Here is an 18,681-nt window from a genome sequence, read left to right as displayed (position 1 = left end):
AAACAGTGAACGATGAGTGAGAAGAACAAGCGGCCCATCAAGATCGTGGCGGAGAACCGCAAAGCGCGGTTCAACTACGCGATCGAGGATACGCTCGAGGCCGGCATTTCGCTGACCGGCACCGAGGTCAAGTCGATCCGCAACGGCAAGACCACGATCGCGGAATCGTATGCCGATCCGCGCGCTGGCGAGATCTGGCTGGTCAATGCCAACATCCCCGAATATCTCCAGGCCAACCGCTTCAACCACGAACCGCGGCGGCCGCGGAAACTGCTGCTGCACAAGCGCCAGATCAACAAGCTGATCGGCGCGGTCGAGCGCGAGGGCATGACGCTCATTCCGCTCAAGCTTTATTTCAACGAGCAGGGGCGGGCGAAGCTCGAGCTCGCGCTCGCCAAGGGCAAGAAGCTGCACGACAAGCGCGAGAGCGAGAAGAAGCGCGACTGGAGCCGCGAGAAGGGCCGCCTGCTGCGCGCCCGCGGTTGATGATTCCTGAGACTTAATTCCTAAAACATCAGGACGCACATACTGCGGCCGATGCGCGCAGCCAGCGCGTCCTCTCGCGCGACAAGCGAGTTGCTAGTTGGCGTCGAGATACTGCCGCACCCGGGCGAACACCGCTCTGAACATCTGCGGCGTCAGCACGCCGGTGTTCGTGTTGTAGCGGGAGCAGTGATAGCTGTCGAACAGGCGGATAGCGCCGACCTGATGCTCGGCGCCGTGACCGAACGGTGCGTCCGCGGCGCGAACGCCGAATGCCTTCAGTGTCGTGTCGTGAGCGACGCGGCCGAGCAGCACCACCGCGCGCAGCCGCGACATCTCATCGCGGACGGCGGTGAGAAACGGCCGGCAGGTCTTGATCTCGATTGGTAGCGGCTTGTTCTGGGGTGGCACGCAGCGCACCGCATTGCCGATGCGGCAGTCGACCAGCCGCAGGCTGTCGTCGGGGCGCGCCTCATAGGTGCCCTCGGCGAAGCCATAAGCGTGCAGCGTGTCGTAGAGCAGGTCGCCGGCATAGTCGCCGGTGAATGGCCGACCGGTGCGATTCGCACCCTGCAGTCCCGGGGCGAGGCCGACGATCAGCAGCGCCGCGTCAGGGTCGCCGAACGGCGCGACGGGACCATTGAACCAGTGCGGCTCGCGCGCGCGGATGTCGTTGCGAAAGTCGGCGAGGCGAGGGCAGAGGGGGCAGTCATGGCCGGGCTCCGTGGAGCCCGGGCTGTCGGCAGAGGTTGGTGTGCGAGCGGGATGGGCCGCGGGACCGGCGGAAATCCGCCGGCTCCGCTCCGTCGCCGTTTCAGTCGTCGAATTCTTCCTCATCAGCCCTGGGCGCGATGGTGCTGCGTTGCAGGAACTGCGGCGTGTGGCGCGGCTCGCGGGGTTCGCGCGGAGCGGGGCGCTCCGACGGATCGCGGCCGAGCTTGGACTGCAGCTCTACCAGATCGGTAAACACATCGGCCTGCCGACGCAACTCGTCCGCGATCATTGGCGGCTGGCTCGCGATGGTGGAAATCACGGTGACACGCACGCCGTGGCGCTGCACCGCTTCGACCAGCGAACGGAAATCACCGTCGCCGGAGAACAGCACCATCTGATCGATATGCTCGGCGAGCTCCATCGCATCAACAGCAAGCTCGATGTCCATGTTGCCCTTGACCTTGCGGCGCCCGGTCTGGTCCACGAACTCCTTCGTCGCCTTGGTGACGACGGTGTAACCATTGTAGTCGAGCCAGTCGATCAGCGGACGGATCGACGAGTATTCCTGATCCTCGATGATGGCAGTGTAGTAGAACGCGCGGACCAGAGTCCCCCGTCCGTGGAATTCGCGCAGCAGCCGCTTGTAGTCGATATCGAAGCCGAGCGTCTTCGCGGTGGCGTAGAGATTGGCGCCATCGATGAAGAGCGCGATCTTGTTGGAGGAGGCAGAAGGCATCAGTTGTTGTCCCGCATTTTTGTCGTTCCGGGTGAGCATTGGCACAACCCTACCGGCTGCGCGCAACTGGTCGTTCTTTGGAAAGCTTCCAGGTTGAATTCATTTGCATTAACCAATCCGTGGCTGCGAAATCAGCCCAAGCGACGGATCATGATGAAGCAATGAAGCCTTTTGGTGTCCATGCGACCATTCGCTCACCAAAAACGGAGTGTAGCAGAGCGTTGCGCCGGGCTCCAGCTTTGCCCGAAATCGGGAAAATTGCTGCTTGCGAATTGGGGCCCGCCACTATACCTACGGTGGATAATCTGAAGATTTTGGCCCATTTAACGGAGCGACACGTCGATGGCTCGCGTCACCGTGGAAGACTGCATTGACAAGGTCGACAACCGGTTCGACCTGGTACTGTTGGCCGCGCATCGGGCGCGGATGATCTCGTCCGGCTCGCAGCTCACGGTCGATCGCGACAACGACAAGAATCCGGTTGTTTCGCTGCGTGAAATCGCCGAGCGGACGATCTCGCCGGAAGACCTGCGCGAGGAGCTGGTGCATTCGCTGCAGAAGTTCGTCGAAGTCGACGAGCCCGAGCCCGACACCGTGCCGCTGATCGGCTCGGCCGGCGCCAGCGTCGATGCCGACGACACCGAGGTCGCGGTCGAGCGCATGACCGAGGAAGAGCTGCTCAAGGGTCTGGAGGGCCTTGCTCCTCCGGAGGAGCAGCCCGAAGAGGAAGAATAAACGCACACGCCTTCCCAACGGGCCGTTTGCCACCCAATCTGACAAAGGCCCGGATCTCGATCCGGGCCTTTGCATTTATTGACGTTTTTTGAGCTTTTGTTGCGCTACGGTCGAACGATCGACACAATGGGATCGTCGGGTTCCAGCGGGAACTCCGTGAGGTTGGAAGATGGCGTATTGGCGCCGTAACGCACGACAGATGGAAGCCGCGGCCGGCGGGGCCGCCGCGGCCCCGGCGCTTGCGCCGGCGAAGCCCCCGAAGCGCTCTCCGACCCGGATGATGCGCCAGTACGACCTGGTGGAGCGGGTGCGGGCCTACAACCCGGACACAGACGAGGACCTGCTCAACCGCGCCTATGTCTACGCCATGGTCGCCCATGGCGAGCAGACGCGGGCGTCGGGCGATCCCTACTTTTCGCACCCCCTCGAAGTCGCGGCGATTCTCACCGACCTCAAGCTCGATGACGCAACCATCGTTGCGGCGTTGCTGCACGACACCATCGAGGACACCGAGGCGACGCGGGCGGAGATCGATCAGATCTTCGGCCACGAGATCGGCGCGCTGGTCGAAGGCCTCACCAAGCTGAAGCGGCTGGAGCTGGTCTCGCGCGAGGCCAAGCAGGCCGAGAATCTGCGCAAGCTGCTGCTGGCGGTCGCCAATGACGTGCGCGTGCTCCTGGTCAAGCTCGCGGATCGGTTGCACAACATGCGAACCCTCGAGTTCGTGCCGCCGGCATCGCGCCGGCGCATCGCCGAGGAGACCATCGACATCTATGCGCCGCTCGCCGGCCGCATGGGCATGCACGAGATGCGCGAGGAGCTCGAAGACCTGTCCTTCCGCGAGCTCGATGCGGAGGCCTATGCGGTGGTCAATGGCCGCCTCAGCGCGCTCGCCGACCGCAACCGCAACCTGATCGGCGAGATCGAGACCCAGCTGACCGCGAGCCTGACCAGGAACGGCATCGCTGCGCGGGTCACCGGACGGCGAAAGCGGCCGTTCTCGATCTGGACGAAGATGGAGCGCAAGTCGGTCGGCTTCGAGCAGCTCTCCGACATCTTCGGCTTCCGCGTCATCGTTCATACGGTCGAGGAATGCTATCGCGCGCTCGGCACCGTGCACACGGTGTGGCCGGTGGTGCCCGGCCGCTTCAAGGACTACATCTCGACGCCCAAGCAGAACGACTATCGCTCGATCCACACCACCGTGATCGGTCCGGGCAACCAGCGCGTCGAGCTGCAGATCCGCACCGAGGACATGGACCGCATTGCCGAGTACGGCATCGCCGCGCACGCCTTCTACAAGGAGGGCGTGGGGTCGCCGACCGAGATGCTGAACCGCGAATCCAACGCGTTCGCCTGGCTGCGCCACACCATCGAGGTGCTGGCGGAGAGCGCCAACCCCGAGGAATTCCTCGAGCACACCAAGCTCGAGCTGTTCCACGACCAGGTGTTCTGCTTCACCCCGAAGGGCAAGCTGATCGCGCTGCCGCGCAAGGCCAACGTCATCGACTTCGCCTATGCGGTGCACACCGACGTCGGCAACAGCGCGGTGGGCTGCAAGATCAACGGCAAGTTCTCGCCGCTGTCATCCGAGCTGCAGAACGGCGACGAGGTCGAGGTGCTGACCTCGCGCGCCCAGTCGGCGCCGCCGTCGGCGTGGGAATCCCTGGCGGTCACCGGCAAGGCGCGCGCCGCGATCCGCCGCGCCACACGCGCGGCGGTGCGCGACCAGTATGCGGGCCTTGGGCGGCGCATCGTCGAGCGGCTGTTCATGCGCGCCAAGATCGCCTACGACGACGACAAGCTGAAGGGCGCGCTGCCGCGCCTTGCGCGCACCTCGATCGAGGACGTCATGGCAGCGGTCGGCCGTGGCGAGATGAAGGCGTCCAACGTCGCCCGCGCGATGTATCCCGACTACAAGGAAGAGCGCCTCGGCGTGTTCGGCGCCGCCAAGAAGGACGGCGCGCCGAAGCCGAAGTCGGCGGAAGGAACGCCGACCAAGGCCGCGATTCCGATCCGCGGCATCAACAGCGACCTGCCGGTCAAGTTCGCGCCCAACGGCGGCGCCGTGCCGGGCGACCGCATCGTCGGCATCGTGACGCCGGGAGAGGGCATCACGATCTATCCGATCCAGTCGCCGGCGCTGAAGGACTTCGAGGACATGCCCGAGCGCTGGCTCGACGTGCGCTGGGATGTCGACGAGAGCACGCCGCAGCGCTTCCCGGCGCGGCTGTTCGTGCAGAACGTCAACGAGCCCGGAAGCCTCGCACAGATCGCCACCGTGATCGCCGAGCACGACGGCAACATCGATAACATCTCGATGAGCCGGCGCTCGCCGGATTTCACCGAATTGACCATCGACCTCGAGGTCTACGATCTCAAGCATCTCAGCGCGATCATTGCCCAGCTCCGCGCCAAGGCAGTGGTGGCCAATGTCGAGCGCGTCAACGGTTAGGTTCTTCTCGTCACAGCTTCTCGCAGGTTGCCCATGTCCATCGCCCGTCCGCTGCGCCTCGGCGTCAATGTCGACCACGTCGCCACGCTGCGCAACGCGCGCGGCGGCTGTCTGCCCGATCCGGTGCGCGCCGCGCTGCTGGCGATCGAGGCCGGCGCCGACAGCATCACGGCGCATCTGCGCGAGGATCGCCGCCACATCCGTGACGACGACATGGCGCGGCTCAAGGCGGAAATTTCCAGGCCGCTGAACTTCGAGATGGCGGCGACCGAGGACATGGTGCGGATCGCGCTGGCGACGAAGCCGCATGCGGTCTGTCTCGTGCCGGAGCGGCGCGAGGAGGTGACCACCGAGGGCGGCCTCGACGTCGTCGGGCAGCACAATGCGCTGGCGCCGGTCATCGCCCGCTTCAACGATGCCGGCATCCGCGTGTCGCTCTTCATCGCCGCCGACCCCCGACAGATCGAGACCGCGGCGCGGCTGCGTGCCCCGGTGATCGAAATCCACACCGGCGCGTGGTGCCACGCGGTGATCGACGGCAAGCAGGACGTCGCAGAGACCGAGTGGCAGCGCATCGTCGACGGCGCCGCGCTGGCGCACTCCGCCGGTCTCGAGGTCCATGCCGGCCACGGGCTCGACTATGCCACGGCCGAGACCATCTCCGGTCTGCCGCAGATCGTCGAATTGAACATCGGTCACTTCATGATGGGTGAGGCGATCTTCGTCGGTCTCGGCGAGACAGTGCGGGCCATGCGCGCGGCGATGATTCGCGGCCGCCGCAACGCCGGGCTGACCGCATGATCATCGGCATCGGCTCCGACCTCATCGACATCCGCCGTATCGAAAAGGTGATCGAGCGCCACGGCGAGCGTTTCCTCGACCGCATCTTCACCGAGGCGGAGCGGGCCAAGGCCGAGCGGCGGGCCAAATCGCACAAGATGGTGGTGGCGACCTATGCCAAGCGATTCGCCGCCAAGGAGGCCTGCAGCAAGGCCCTGGGAACCGGCATCCGCCAGGGGGTGTGGTGGCGCGACATGGGTGTCGTCAACCTGCCGGGAGGCCGGCCGACCATGCGCCTCACGGGTGGGGCGCAAACGCGGCTCGCGGCGCTGGTTCCAGCCGGTTTCGAGCCCCGGATCGACCTGTCGATCACCGACGACTGGCCGCTCGCCCAGGCCTTCGTGGTGATTTCAGCGGTCCCCGCCGGACAGTCCGGAGCCGGGGTCGTCACGGCCCCCTCTGAACTAAAAATGACTGGATTGTCAGGCAATTAGCAAGAATTTGCGGGTTTCTTGATTGCGCGGTGGCGGGCAACCGTCTACAACGCGCGCGGGCGCTGTTGTGTGGTGATTTGTGGTGGTTCGGAAATTCCCTGCGCGTCCCGGTCCTGCCGGGAGGGGCATTTCCGAACCCGCCACAGGGTACACAAATTGATCTGGTGAGTTTGCGACGCCATCGGACGTCGCGGGCCCGGCCGGGTGGGCGCAGGCGCAGGACACCAGAGCGGGCCGTTGTCGGCTCCCACAGGGAACAAGAGCGGCGATGAGCGTGACATCCGGGACCAAGAGCGAAGGCGGCATTGGCGAAACCGTCAAAGTCGTCGTGCATGCGCTGATCATCGCGCTGGTGATCCGCACCTTCCTGTTCCAGCCCTTCAACATTCCGTCGGGCTCGATGAAGGCGACGCTGCTGGTCGGCGACTACCTGTTCGTCTCCAAGTATTCCTACGGCTACAGCCACTATTCGATCCCGCTGTCGCCGCCGCTGTTCTCCGGCCGCATCTTCGGCTCCGATCCGAGCCGCGGCGACATCGTCGTCTTCCGCCTGCCCAAGGACGACACCACCGACTACATCAAGCGCGTCATCGGCCTGCCGGGCGACCGCATCCAGATGAAGGACGGGCTGCTCCACATCAACGACAAGCCGGTGCAGCGCGAGCGCCTGTCGGACTTCGTCGGCGAGGATCCCTGCGGCTCCGATGTCACCGCCAAGGTCAAGCGCTGGAAGGAGACGCTGCCGAACGGCGTCAGCTACGAGACGCTCGACTGCGTCGACAACGGCTTCTACGACAACACCAACGTCTACACCGTGCCGCCCGGCCACTTCTTCATGATGGGCGACAACCGCGACAACTCGACCGACAGCCGCGTGCTGTCGGCGGTCGGCTACGTGCCGCAGGAAAATCTCATCGGCCGCGCGCAGATGATCTTCTTCTCGATCGCGGAAGGTGAGCAGGCCTGGCAGATCTGGCGCTGGCCGTTCGCCGTGCGCTGGAATCGCATCTTCCACATCGTGCGATGAGCGACGATACCCCTCTCATTCCGCCGGCCGCCCATGTCGATGATCCCGCTGCGCTGACCACCGACAACAGCGCCGCTGCGCAGTCGAAGAAGCCGCGGCGGCGCGTCAGCGCCAAGGCGGCCGCCAAGGCGATCGAGGAGCGCATCGGCCATTCGTTCGCCGAGCCGGCGCTGCTTGCGACCGCCCTGACCCATGTCTCGGCGCTGAAATCGGCGCGCAACCGTACGGACAGCTACCAGCGCCTCGAATTCCTCGGCGACCACGTGCTCGGCCTGATCGTGTCGGACATGCTGTACCGCGCGTTTCCGAAGGCCGACGAGGGCGAATTGTCCAAGCGCCTCGCCGATCTCGTGCGCAAGGAGACCTGCGCCGATGTCGCCAAGGGCCTCGGTCTGCTCGAGGCGATCAAGCTCGGCACCGTCGGCGCCGGCGTCGGCGAGCGGCTGCGCAAGTCGGTGCTCGGCGACATCTGCGAGGCGGTGATCGGCGCGATCTTCCTCGACGGCGGCTATGCCGCCGCGGCGCAGTTCGTCGAAACCAACTGGACGGAGCGGATGCGCAAGCCGCTGCGGCCGCTGCGCGATGCCAAGACGGTGTTGCAGGAGTGGGCGCAGGGCAAAGGCCTGCCGACGCCGGTCTACCGCGAGGTCGAGCGCACCGGTCCGCACCACGATCCCCAATTCCGTGTCGCCGTCGAACTGCCCGGGCTCGCGCCCGCCGAAGGCATCGGCGGCAGCAAGCGCGCCGCCGAGAAGGTGGCGGCGCTGGCGATGCTCAAGCGAGAAGGCGTGCCGAGTGGCAACAATGACGGCTGATCCGACCGGCGAGGACAATGGCGCGGGCGGCGAGACCCGCTGCGGCTTCGTCGCGCTGATCGGCGCCCCGAACGTCGGCAAGTCGACGCTGGTCAACGCGCTGGTCGGCTCCAAGGTGACGATCGTGTCGCGCAAGGTGCAGACCACGCGCGCGCTGATCCGCGGCATCGTCGTCGAGGGCGCCTCGCAGATCATTCTCGTCGATACGCCCGGCATCTTCGCGCCGCGCCGCCGGCTCGACCGCGCCATGGTCTCGACCGCGTGGAGCGGGGCGCATGACGCCGATCTCGTCTGCGTGCTGCTCGACGCCCGCGCCGGCCTCGACGAGGAGGCTGATGCGATCTTCAGCAAGCTCGGCAGCGTCGGCCATCCCAAGATCCTGGTGATCAACAAGGTCGACGTCGTCGCGCGCGACAAGCTGCTGGCGCTGGCGCAGGCGGCCAACGAGCGGCTCAAGTTCGAGCAGACCTTCATGGTGTCGGCGTTGTCCGGCGACGGCGTCGACGATCTGCGCCGGGCGCTCGCGGCCGCCGTGCCGGCCGGCCCGTTCCACTATCCCGAAGATCAGATGTCGGATGCGCCGCTGCGGCATCTGGCGGCCGAGATCACCCGCGAGAAGATCTATCGCAAACTGCACCAGGAACTGCCGTACCAGTCGACGGTCGAGACCGAGACCTGGACCGAGCGCAAGGGCGGGGTGCGGATCGAGCAGACGATCTATGTCGAGCGCGAGAGCCAGCGCAAGATCGTGCTCGGCAAGGGCGGCGCCACCATCAAGGCGATCGGCGCCGACGCGCGCAAGGAACTTACCGAGATCGTCGGTCAGCCGGTGCACCTGTTCCTGTTCGTGAAGGTGCGCGACGGCTGGGGCGACGACCCCGAGCGCTATCGCGAGATGGGACTGGAATTCCCGAAGGAATGAGCGTTTGCTCGCGCCATGGAATGGACCGATGAAGGCATCGTTCTGGGCGTGCGCCGGCATGGCGAGGCCAACGCCGTCGTCGAACTGCTGACGCGCGCGCACGGCCGCCATCTCGGCCTCGTGCGCGGCGGCGCCGGGACGCGGATGCGGCCGGTGCTGCAACCCGGCAATACCGTCAGCGCGATCTGGCGGGCGCGGCTCGACGAGCATCTCGGCTACTATCAGCTCGACGGCATCCAGCTGCGCGCCGCCACCATGCTGGCGTCGCCCCATGCCGCGTACGGCATCACCCATCTCGCCGCGATCGCGCGGCTGTTGCCGGAGCGCGATCCGCACGAGGACATCTACGAGATGCTGGAGGCGATCCTCGACGATTTCGAGGATGCCGGGCATGCCGGCGTGCACACGGTGCGTTTCGAGCTGGCCATGTTGACCGAACTCGGCTTCGGCCTCGACCTTGGCAACTGCGCCGCCACCGGCGTCACCCATGACCTGATCTACGTGTCGCCGAAGTCCGGCAACGCGGTGTCACGGCAGGCCGGCGAGCCGTGGCGCGACCGCCTGTTGCCGCTGCCGCCGTTCCTGCGCGAGGACGAGGGCGGCGACATCGCCTGGTCCGATGCGGACCTCGTCGACGGCTTCCGGCTGACCGGGCTGTTTCTGCTGCGCCATGTGCTGGAGCCGCGCGGGCAGGGCCATTCCGATGCCCGCGAAGGCTTCATCGCCGCTGTCATGCGCGGCCGCGCGCGGCTCGTGCGGCGCATCGAGGGGGCATGACCCGTCGTGCGCGGAGCCGTCCTGAAGCGACGACAGGCGGGCGCGTGCAGGTCTTTGAAGTGCACCGGCCCGCGGACGGCGGGCCGGTGAATGTCGGTGCGGCTCAGTAGTAGCCGTAGTAGCGCGGGCGCGGACGCCAGCCGCCGTAATAGCCGTAGCCGGGGCCATAGTAGCCGCCGCCGTATCCGTAGCCGTAGGCTGGGGCGACGTCGACGCAGCGGCGAACCCAGGTCCAGCCGTTCCAGACGCGGGTGCAACGCAGATAGACCTGTTCCGTCGCCGCCGGGGCCGTCAGGCCGCCGTTGAGCGGCATGGCTTCCGCACGGCCGCCGGTGGCCAGGCTCGCGCTCGCCAGGGCCACGATGGCTGCGGCGGCAAACATGAAACGACGCATTTTCCTTACCTCCTGATCCAGCCGCCCGTCCGGGTGGACGCCGGTCGGGCTGGTGCCACGATAACCCGGAACCGGGTCGTCGGACACTGACGGTTCCGTAATGCGGCCAGTGTGCGGAATTTATGGCACGCCGACCCCCAACAAGAGATGTCTGAAAAATTCATTTCTTGTTCATTGACGGCGCAGCGGTTAACCCCATCCCATGGGAAAAAGAGTGATTCCGCCTGAACCGGCTCCGGTCGAAGACGTCGCCCTGCGCGAGGCGCTGGAAGAGCGCTACCTGGCGTACGCCCTGTCGACCATCATGCACCGGGCGCTGCCGGACGCCCGCGACGGCCTGAAGCCCGTTCACCGCCGCATCCTCTATGGCATGCGGCTGCTGCGCCTCGATCCGGGCGCGACGTTCAAGAAGTCGGCCAAGATCGTCGGCGACGTGATGGGCAGCTTCCATCCGCACGGCGACCAGTCGATCTATGACGCCTTGGTGCGCCTCGCCCAGGACTTCGCCGCGCGCTACCCGCTGGTCGACGGCCAGGGCAATTTCGGCAACATCGACGGCGATAATCCCGCCGCCTACCGCTACACCGAAGCGCGCATGACCGATGTCGCGCGTCTGCTGCTCGAAGGCATCGACGAGGACGCGGTCGAGTTCCGGCCGAACTATGACGGCCAGTCGAAGGAGCCGGCGGTGCTGCCCGGCGGCTTCCCGAACCTGCTCGCCAACGGCGCGCAGGGCATTGCAGTCGGCATGGCGACGGCGATCCCGCCGCACAACGCCGCCGAGCTCTGCGACGCCGCGCTGCATCTCATCGAGAAGCCGGACGCCAAGTCCAGGGCGCTGCTGCGCTGGGTGAAGGGCCCGGACTTTCCGACCGGCGGCATCATCATCGATTCCAAGGAAACCATTGCCGAGGCCTACACCACTGGCCGCGGCTCGTTCCGCACCCGCGCCAAGTGGCACCAGGAAGAGGGCGCCCGCGGCACCTGGACGGTGGTGGTCACGGAAATTCCGTGGCTGGTGCAGAAGTCGCGCCTGATCGAGAAGATCGCCGAGCTGCTCAACGACCGCAAGCTGCCGCTGGTCGGCGACATTCGCGACGAGTCCGCCGAGGACGTGCGCATTGTCATCGAGCCGAAGTCGCGCACCGTCGATCCGGCGCTGCTGATGGAATCGCTGTTCAAGCTCACCGAGCTCGAAAGCCGCATTCCGCTCAATCTCAACGTGCTGGTGAAGGGCCGGATCCCCAAGGTGCTGGGCCTTGCGGAAGCGCTGCGCGAGTGGCTCGACCACCTGCGCGATGTCCTGCTGCGCCGCTCAACCTATCGCAAGCAGCAGATCGAGCATCGCCTCGAGGTGCTTGGCGGCTACCTGATCGCCTATCTCAACCTCGACGAGGTGATCCGGATCATCCGCAGCGAGGACGAGCCCAAGCCCGTCCTGATGAAGGCGTTCACGCTTACCGAGGTCCAGGCCGACGCCATCCTCAACATGCGCCTGCGTTCATTGCGCAAGCTCGAGGAAATCGAGATTCGCCGCGAGGACAAGGAGCTTCGCGCCGAGCTCAAGGGCATCGAGGGGGTCCTCGGCTCGGAGGCCAAGCAGTGGGCCAAGGTCGGCGAGCAGGTGCGCACCGTGCGCGACATGTTCGGTCCGAAGACACCGCTCGGCAAGCGCCGCACCGCGTTCGCCGATGCGCCGGAGCACGATATCGCCGCGATGGAAGAGGCGCTGGTCGAGCGCGAGCCGATCACGGTGGTGGTATCCGACAAGGGCTGGGTCCGCACGCTCAAGGGACAGGTCGCCGACCTCTCCAACCTGACGTTCAAGACCGACGACCGCCTTGGCTATGCGTTCTTCGCCGAGACGACGTCGAAGCTGCTGCTGTTCGCCACCAACGGGCGGTTCTACACGCTCGACGCTGCCAAGCTGCCCGGCGGCCGCGGCCATGGCGATCCCATCCGCATGTTCATCGACATGGAGCAGGATGCCTCCATCGTGTCGCTGTTCGTGTCGTCCGGCGGCCGCAAGTTCCTGGTCGCGGGCCATGACGGCCAGGGCTTCATCGTCAATGAGGACGACTGCATCGGCAACACCCGCAAGGGCAAGCAGGTGCTGAACGTCACGCCGCCGAACGAGGCGCGGGCGCTCACCACCATCGATGGCGACACCGTCGCGGTGATCGGCGACAACCGCAAGATGCTGGTGTTCCCGCTCGACCAGGTGCCGGAGATGGCGCGTGGCCGCGGCGTGCGGCTGCAGCGTTACAAGGACGGTGGTCTGTCCGATGTCGTCACCTTCAATCTCAAGGAAGGTCTGACCTGGAAGGACTCCGCTGGCCGCGAGTTCAGCGTCAGCGCCCGGGAGCTCGCCGACTGGCGCGGCGCCCGTTCCGATGCCGGTCGCCTGCCGCCGAAGGGTTTTCCGAAGTCGAACAAGTTCGGCAAGACCATCGAGCCGCCGCCACCGCCCGAGCCGGCGTCCTGACGGTCGCCCGTTACATCATCGAATCCCTTATGCCCGGCCTTTGCGCCGGGCATGTGCGTTTTGAGAGTCGAGCGATCGAGATGCGACACACCGATTTGCGTGCGACGGGCAGGCGGCGCTAGATTTCCTCTCTGCAGTGACGGGAAGGATGCCGCGATGGTCCGCGAGAACGAAATCCGCGAGGGTGAGGTGGTGGTGGAGTTGCCGCCGCCGACCGATGCCGGGCTGATCTTTATCGGCCGCATTCGCACGCCCTGGACGTCGCGGCTTCAGACGCCGCGGCAAGGGCGTCAGGACGGCCCGGCATGCCGCATAGAGATCTTCGATCCGTGGGGGCCGGCGCTGACGGGGCTTGATCTCTACGAGCAGGTCGAGGTGATCTACTGGCTGCATCAATCGCGCCGGGATCTCGTGCTGCAGAGCCCGGCGAGTGACGGCGCGACACGCGGCACGTTCTCGCTGCGCTCGCCAGTACGGCCCAATCCGCTGGGCACGTCGATCGCAAAGCTCGTCGGCATCGAGGGATCGACCGTGCTGGTGCGCGGCCTCGATTGTCTCGACGGCACGCCGCTCGTCGATCTCAAGCCGGACCGTTGCGCGTTCACGCCGATCGCGCCGCCACAGCCCGGTGATTTCGAAGTCGGCGACCATTGACACGGCGGCATTCGACACCGTGAACGCGAGATGCGCGCGGGCGTCGCGGCGCGGTGGTGTCAGGACCGGCGGGCGTAGGCGTCCGGTTCGAGGCGGATGATGATCCGCCGGATCATCGGCAGGGCGGCGCACAGCACCGGCAGCGCGATCATCCAGGACATGATCCATGCGACCAGCCAGCGCAGCAGATAACCCTCGCGCAGGCCGAAGCCGACGGTGGTCGAGACGGCCGCGGTGACCAGCGACAGGATGAGCGACAGCAGCACCGCGGCGACGATGGTGGCGTAGCGGCGCGGCAGGTTGAAGGGTTCGAGAGCCGACGGTGCGAGGCGCGTGGTATCGATGTCCACGGGCACGGAGCCCGTGGGCGGAAGGTGGGTCGAAAGAGTGTTCATGGGTCTGTGTGGTGTTGAGTAATGTTGATGGGAGGAGCCAGGCCACGCCTGTAGAACGCCCAGAATGTCGCGAGCAGCGTGTCGTCGAGGATCTGCGCCTGCTTGGCGGCGATCTCGGCCGCCGGTGTTGCGGCATAGGGCAGCCCGGTGGCTAGCAGGGCGAGTTGTGAGCGGCAGGCGCGCTCCAGGAACACGCCGGTCAGCGTGCAGGCCGCAATGGAGCGGCCGACGAAGGCGATGCCGTGGTTGCGCATGAGCACCGACGATGCGTCGCCAAGCGTATGCGCGAGCGCGGCGCCGAGCTGCGGGGTGTCGATGAGGCCGGTGGTGTCGTTGAAGCGTGGAACGCGCGGACCGAGATAGACCGCCTCGTTGGTGACGGCGCGCAGCTCGATGTCGAGCGCGGAAAACGCGGTGGCGTGGAACGGATGGCTGTGGCCGACGACGTTGATGTCCGGGCGTGCGCGCAGGATTTCGGTGTGCAGCGGCCATTCCTTGTGGAGACGGCCGTCGCCGGCGAGGCGTCGACCGTCGAAGTCGATCAGCACGAAGTCGCTGGGATCTCGCACCTCGCCGAGGCCGATGCCCGAGCGCTTCAGCCACACGCCGCGGCCATCGGGATCGCGCAGCGACAGATGGCCGAGGGTCATGTCGGCGTGGCCCTGCTGGTGCAGGATGCGGCAGCCGCTGGCGAGTTGAAGCAGGTCGCGGGCGAGGGCGTCTGCGATCGGTGGTGCGCCGGCTGCCGCGCTGTCAGTCATTTCACGTCCTCGATCGCGACCGCGGCGGCGTCGAGCGCGGCGGCGATGGCGCGGACCTGTTCGGGTGTCAGCGGTCCCCGCGACTGGCGCAGTTGCAGCGCGAGCCGCAGGTTCTCCATGGCGCGGACGAGCTGTGGCGCGGGTCCGGGCCGTTCCGCGGCGCTTGCCGCCTTGAGTCGGGCCAGCACCTCGTCGACGATGGTCTTGTTCTCTTCGAGATAGGCGCGCCCGGCGTCGGTGATCTCGTAGAGCTTGCGCGGGCCGTCCGGGGCGGTGACCGTGGCAAGGCCCATTTCCTGCAGCAGGGTGAGGGTCGGATAGACCACGCCCGGGCTCGGGCTGTAGGCGCCGCCGAGGGTCTCCTCGATGTCCTTGATCACCTCGTAGCCGTGGCGCGGACGCTCGGCGATCAGGTGCAGGATCAGGAAGCGGAGCTCGCCATGGCCGAACAACCGTCCGCCACGCCGGCCGCGTCCACGGCCAAAACCATGTTCGCCACGGCCGAAGCCGCTGGCGTGTTCCTCGCCGCGGTGGTGCCGTCCGTGCCGGCGATGTCCGTGTTCCGCGTCCTCGTGAAAGCCTTCGTGCCGGTCCCGGCCGCCAAATCGATGTCTCATGTGTCTTCTCGTTATGATTTAGATATATCGAAATATGATCTAGATAACGCAAAAGTCAAGGCCCCCGCGAGCCGCTGCACGCGGGGGCCAGTTGGAAACGGGGAAATCGCAGCGGGATCCGCTGGTTAGTGCGTGCGCAAGGCGGCCGGCCGCTTACGGCCGTCCGGCGGCCGCCTCGCAGGCATCGACCATCGCGGGCTGGCGGCGCAGGCCGACGGCAGGGGACAGCAGGATGACCAGCGCCTGCAGGCCGAAGCCGGCGACGGCGAGGCACAGGCACGCTTCGGCGCCATAGACGGCACCGACGATCGCGCCGATCGCTGCGCCCAGCGGGCGTGCGCCATAGCTCATGATGTTGATCGCCGAGACGCGGCCGAGCAGGCGTGCCGGCGTCACCGCCTGGCGCAGCGTCGTCGTGCTGATCACCCACAGGATCGGGCCAGCGCCGAGAAGGAAGAAGCCGAGCCAGGCGACCGGCGCGAGCGGCACGATAATCGACAGCGCCAGGATCGCTGCGGCGAGAAAGCCGCACACCGGTCCCAGCGCAATCACCGTGCCGAACGCCAGCCGCGCGAGGATGCGTGTCGCCAGCAACGCGCCGATGATCATGCCGACCCCGTACATGCCGAGCGTAGCGCCAACGCCGGAGGCGGAGAGCTGCAGATGGCGCACTGCATAGGGTACGAACACCGCCAGCACCAGGAACGACGAGGTGTTGAAGATGAACTGGGTGATGAACACGGGCCGCAGCAGTGTATGAGTGAAGACGAATGCGGCCCCTTCGCGGATGTCCTGCAGCGGGTGACGCTGCGCCGCTGGCGGGCGCGCCGGCTCGGCGACGCCCGACAGCGTCACCACCGCGATCGCCGACAGCGCGGCGGCCACACCGAACGCCGGCGCCGTGCCGACGAAGCCGACCAGCGTGCCGCCGAGCGCAGGACCTGCGGCGAACGCCACGGTGCGCGCCAGCTCGATGCGGGCATTGGCAGCCGCGAGCGCGTCGGCGCCGACCAGTGCCGGCACCAACGCCGGCGCCGCGACACTGTACATCACCGTGCCGCACACCGAGACGAAGCCGAGCAGCGCCAGCAGGGGCATGCTGAGCGTGTGGCTCGCGATCAGCACCAGGATGACGATGAGTGCGCCGGCGCGCAGCGCCTCGGCGCCGGCCATCAGCCAGCGCCGCGACAGACGATCGGCGAGGAGCCCGGCGGGAATCGCAAACAGCACGAAGGGCAAGGTGAGGGCGGTCTGCAGCACCCCGGTCTCGCCTTCGCTGACGCCGAGCAGCAGCACGGCAACGATGGGCGCTGCGGCGAGCGCGATCTGCTCGGCCGACTGGGCGGCGAGGTTGGACCAGGCGAGGCGGTTGAAGGCGGGCGGCAGGGACTTGGACGGGGTGGAGGACATTGGGGCACTTCCATCGGGATTGGCTGCCCCTTGACTAGGCTTCGCCCCGGTACCGACCCACCCGTTTCCGGACAGGTTTGAACGGGAAACGGGTCATGTTCAGATGCAGTTGCAAATGAGTTGCAATTAAGGGCGGGCTATGCTGTTCTTCGGGCATGGATGCAAAGACCCCATTTGAGGCTCCGGTGCCGGCGGCCGCCGGTCCGGATCAGGCAGGCGGCTGGCGCGCGGCGCGCGGCGAGCCGTCGCTCGCCAATGTGTTCGGTTCGGTCAGAGTGGCGCGGGGCGGTTCGTTCTGGCGCAAGCTGCTTGCCTTCCTCGGCCCGGGCTATCTCGTCGCCGTCGGCTACATGGACCCCGGCAACTGGGCGACTTCGCTCGCCGGCGGCTCCAAGTTCGGCTACGCGCTGCTGTCGGTCGCGCTGATTTCCAACATCATGGCGGTGGTGCTGCAGGCGCTGTGCACGCGTCTTGGCGTCGGTTCGGGACGCGACCTCGCGCAGGCCTGCCGCGACGCCTATCCGTCGTGGGTGGCGTGGCCGCTGTGGCTGTTCGCGGAGATTGCCATCGGCGCCACCGATCTTGCCGAGATCATCGGCACCGCCATCGGCCTCAACCTGCTGTTCGGCATTCCTCTCGAGATCGGCGTGCTGATCACCGCCGCCGATGTGTTCGTGATCCTGGCGCTGCAGGCGCTCGGCTTTCGCTATGTCGAGGCGTTCGTGGTGGCGCTGCTCGGCGTCATCGCCGCGTGCTTTGCGGTGCAGATCGCCATGGCCGATCCGGACTGGGGCGCGGTGATCAGCGGCTTCGCGCCGACCATCGAGATCGTCGCCAACCGCGACATGCTCTATCTCGCGCTCGGCATCATCGGCGCCACCGTGATGCCGCACAATCTCTACCTGCATTCGGGCCTGGTGCAGACCCGCGGCTACGGCGACAGCGAGGCGGAGAAGCGCGAGGCCATCCGCCTGTCGACGATCGACTCGACTGTGGCGCTGTGTCTCGCGCTGACCATCAACGCCTCGATCCTGATCCTGGCGGCGGCGACCTTCCACAAGGCCGGCAAGACCGACGTCGCCGAGCTCGACCAGGCGCACGCCTTCCTGTCGCCACTGCTCGGCTCGACGCTGGCGCCATCGCTGTTCGGCATCGCGCTGCTGTGCTGCGGCCTCAACTCGACGGTGACGGCGACGCTGTCCGGCCAGATCGTCATGGAAGGCTTCATTCATATCAAGGTTGCGCCGTGGCTGCGCCGCATGATCACGCGGATGATTGCCATCGTGCCGGCGGCGCTGGTGACGCTGTGGTACGGCGAGAAGGGCACGGCCGAGCTGCTCATCCTCAGTCAGGTGGTGCTCAGCCTGCAGCTGCCGTTCGCCATCGTGCCGCTGGTGACGATCACCGCGAGCCGGGCCAAGATGGGCGTGTTCGTCGCGCCGCGCTGGCTGACCGCGGCGGCGGCGCTGATCGCCGCCATCATCATCGTGCTCAACGCCAAGCTGGTGTTCGACTTCGCGACCGGCGGTTAGGCCGCCGGCGCTTCCTCCGCGGCGCAGCGGCAGGCCATCAGCACGTTGCCGTCCGGATCGCGGAAGGTGAACCAGTGGCCGGACTGCAGCGGCGTCACGATGGTCGCCCCGAGCGCCTGGACATGGATGAGCGCTGCGTCGATATCGTCGGCATCGAAATGAAACAGCGGCGCGTCCCGGGATGCGCCGGGGACGAAGATCTTCGCATCCAGCACGAGATGGATGCCGCCCGCGAGGGCGAACACGGCAAGATGGCCGTGCAGCGTCGCCGGGCAGGCGGTTTGCAGCAGCCGCGCGTACCAGGCCTTGGCACTGGCGATGTCGCTGACGGGAATGAAGATCGCGCCGATGCGCGCGCGAAGAGCCGACATGCCGTGTGTCCTGTCATCATGCTTGTGCGCGGCGCGGATCGCCGGCAGTCGCGCCGCGACATGCGCGCAACGCGGTGCTGCTGTCAGCAGGTCGGATTGTCGCGCTTGCGATTGGCAATGTTGC

20 protein-coding genes are annotated in these 18,681 nt (G+C 66.7%); 12 read left to right on the top strand and 8 right to left on the bottom strand.

Annotated features, from left to right (window positions below; genetic code table 11):
• The first annotated feature begins 12 nt into the window (after positions 1 to 12).
• Positions 13 to 486: an SsrA-binding protein SmpB gene (gene smpB / locus JQ639_RS19705; protein ID WP_211970665.1), complete on the top strand. Its 474-nt coding sequence runs from the start codon at positions 13 to 15 to the stop codon at positions 484 to 486.
• Positions 487 to 579: 93 nt separating this feature from the next.
• On the opposite strand, the gene JQ639_RS19700 is transcribed toward smpB, so the two are convergent.
• Together JQ639_RS19700 and JQ639_RS19695 are read right to left on the bottom strand one after the other, a co-directional pair.
• Positions 580 to 1,320 (bottom strand): uracil-DNA glycosylase, encoded by a 741-nt coding sequence (locus JQ639_RS19700; protein WP_211970664.1) that lies wholly within the window; start codon positions 1,318 to 1,320, stop codon positions 580 to 582.
• Positions 1,298 to 1,933, bottom strand: a complete 636-nt coding sequence (locus JQ639_RS19695; RefSeq protein ID WP_211970663.1) for a LabA-like NYN domain-containing protein — start codon at positions 1,931 to 1,933, stop codon at positions 1,298 to 1,300. The genes JQ639_RS19700 and JQ639_RS19695 overlap by 23 nt, the downstream gene beginning before the upstream one ends.
• A gap of 342 nt (positions 1,934 to 2,275) precedes the next feature.
• Between JQ639_RS19695 and rpoZ the strand changes: the two genes are divergently transcribed.
• The 8 genes from rpoZ to recO all read left to right on the top strand — a co-directional run bounded on the left by rpoZ (position 2,276) and on the right by recO (position 9,938).
• Complete coding sequence (gene rpoZ, locus JQ639_RS19690) at positions 2,276 to 2,668, top strand: DNA-directed RNA polymerase subunit omega (protein ID WP_211970662.1); 393 nt, start codon at positions 2,276 to 2,278, stop codon at positions 2,666 to 2,668.
• 169 nt (positions 2,669 to 2,837) lie between these two features.
• The gene (locus tag JQ639_RS19685; RefSeq protein ID WP_211970661.1) at positions 2,838 to 5,123 is read left to right on the top strand and encodes a RelA/SpoT family protein; all 2,286 of its coding nucleotides are present in this window, start codon (positions 2,838 to 2,840) and stop codon (positions 5,121 to 5,123) included.
• A 33-nt stretch (positions 5,124 to 5,156) separates the two neighbouring features.
• On the top strand, positions 5,157 to 5,924 hold the full coding sequence (locus JQ639_RS19680) for a pyridoxine 5'-phosphate synthase (protein ID WP_211970660.1): 768 nt from the start codon (positions 5,157 to 5,159) through the stop codon (positions 5,922 to 5,924).
• Positions 5,921 to 6,397, top strand: a complete 477-nt coding sequence (acpS, locus tag JQ639_RS19675; protein WP_211970659.1) for a holo-ACP synthase — start codon at positions 5,921 to 5,923, stop codon at positions 6,395 to 6,397. The genes JQ639_RS19680 and acpS overlap by 4 nt, the downstream gene beginning before the upstream one ends.
• A gap of 268 nt (positions 6,398 to 6,665) precedes the next feature.
• Entirely contained in the window at positions 6,666 to 7,424 is a 759-nt protein-coding gene (gene lepB / locus JQ639_RS19670; protein ID WP_211970658.1) for a signal peptidase I, read from the top strand.
• A complete protein-coding gene (rnc, locus tag JQ639_RS19665) occupies positions 7,421 to 8,239 on the top strand; it encodes a ribonuclease III (protein WP_211970657.1) in 819 nt (272 codons plus the stop codon). Before lepB ends, rnc begins: the two co-directional genes overlap by 4 nt.
• Positions 8,229 to 9,161, top strand: a complete 933-nt coding sequence (gene era, locus JQ639_RS19660; RefSeq protein WP_211970656.1) for a GTPase Era — start codon at positions 8,229 to 8,231, stop codon at positions 9,159 to 9,161. Before rnc ends, era begins: the two co-directional genes overlap by 11 nt.
• A gap of 15 nt (positions 9,162 to 9,176) precedes the next feature.
• Positions 9,177 to 9,938, top strand: a complete 762-nt coding sequence (gene recO / locus JQ639_RS19655) for a DNA repair protein RecO (protein WP_211970655.1) — start codon at positions 9,177 to 9,179, stop codon at positions 9,936 to 9,938.
• A 103-nt stretch (positions 9,939 to 10,041) separates the two neighbouring features.
• On the opposite strand, the gene JQ639_RS19650 is transcribed toward recO, so the two are convergent.
• Entirely contained in the window at positions 10,042 to 10,332 is a 291-nt protein-coding gene (locus JQ639_RS19650) for a hypothetical protein (protein WP_211970654.1), read from the bottom strand.
• 202 nt (positions 10,333 to 10,534) lie between these two features.
• Here JQ639_RS19650 and parC point away from each other — a divergent pair, with 202 nt between their 5' ends.
• Together parC and tsaA are read left to right on the top strand one after the other, a co-directional pair.
• Positions 10,535 to 12,817, top strand: a complete 2,283-nt coding sequence (gene parC, locus JQ639_RS19645) for a DNA topoisomerase IV subunit A (protein WP_211970653.1) — start codon at positions 10,535 to 10,537, stop codon at positions 12,815 to 12,817.
• 156 nt (positions 12,818 to 12,973) lie between these two features.
• Positions 12,974 to 13,471 carry a tRNA (N6-threonylcarbamoyladenosine(37)-N6)-methyltransferase TrmO gene (gene tsaA, locus JQ639_RS19640; protein WP_211970652.1) on the top strand — a complete coding sequence of 166 codons (498 nt, stop codon included), beginning with the start codon at positions 12,974 to 12,976 and terminating at the stop codon, positions 13,469 to 13,471.
• Between the two features lie 59 nt (positions 13,472 to 13,530).
• Here tsaA and JQ639_RS19635 read toward each other — a convergent pair whose 3' ends face one another.
• The 4 genes from JQ639_RS19635 to JQ639_RS19620 form a co-directional block, all read right to left on the bottom strand.
• A complete protein-coding gene (locus JQ639_RS19635; RefSeq protein WP_211970651.1) occupies positions 13,531 to 13,821 on the bottom strand; it encodes a DUF2798 domain-containing protein in 291 nt (96 codons plus the stop codon).
• 41 nt (positions 13,822 to 13,862) lie between these two features.
• The gene (locus JQ639_RS19630) at positions 13,863 to 14,627 is read right to left on the bottom strand and encodes a class II aldolase/adducin family protein (protein ID WP_211970650.1); all 765 of its coding nucleotides are present in this window, start codon (positions 14,625 to 14,627) and stop codon (positions 13,863 to 13,865) included.
• On the bottom strand, positions 14,624 to 15,244 hold the full coding sequence (locus tag JQ639_RS19625) for a PadR family transcriptional regulator (protein ID WP_211970649.1): 621 nt from the start codon (positions 15,242 to 15,244) through the stop codon (positions 14,624 to 14,626). Before JQ639_RS19625 ends, JQ639_RS19630 begins: the two co-directional genes overlap by 4 nt.
• Before the next feature lie 153 nt (positions 15,245 to 15,397).
• Positions 15,398 to 16,654, bottom strand: a complete 1,257-nt coding sequence (locus JQ639_RS19620; RefSeq protein WP_211970648.1) for an MFS transporter — start codon at positions 16,652 to 16,654, stop codon at positions 15,398 to 15,400.
• 155 nt (positions 16,655 to 16,809) lie between these two features.
• Here JQ639_RS19620 and JQ639_RS19615 point away from each other — a divergent pair, with 155 nt between their 5' ends.
• Complete coding sequence (locus JQ639_RS19615; RefSeq protein ID WP_211970647.1) at positions 16,810 to 18,186, top strand: Nramp family divalent metal transporter; 1,377 nt, start codon at positions 16,810 to 16,812, stop codon at positions 18,184 to 18,186.
• On the opposite strand, the gene JQ639_RS19610 is transcribed toward JQ639_RS19615, so the two are convergent.
• Positions 18,183 to 18,557, bottom strand: a complete 375-nt coding sequence (locus JQ639_RS19610; RefSeq protein ID WP_211970646.1) for a VOC family protein — start codon at positions 18,555 to 18,557, stop codon at positions 18,183 to 18,185. The genes JQ639_RS19615 and JQ639_RS19610 overlap by 4 nt on opposite strands.
• Between the last annotated feature and the right edge of the window lie 124 nt (positions 18,558 to 18,681).

The organism is Bradyrhizobium sp. U87765 SZCCT0048, assembly GCF_018131225.1.
GTDB lineage: Bacteria > Pseudomonadota > Alphaproteobacteria > Rhizobiales > Xanthobacteraceae > Bradyrhizobium_A.
This window is presented reverse-complemented; position numbering and strand designations above follow the sequence as displayed.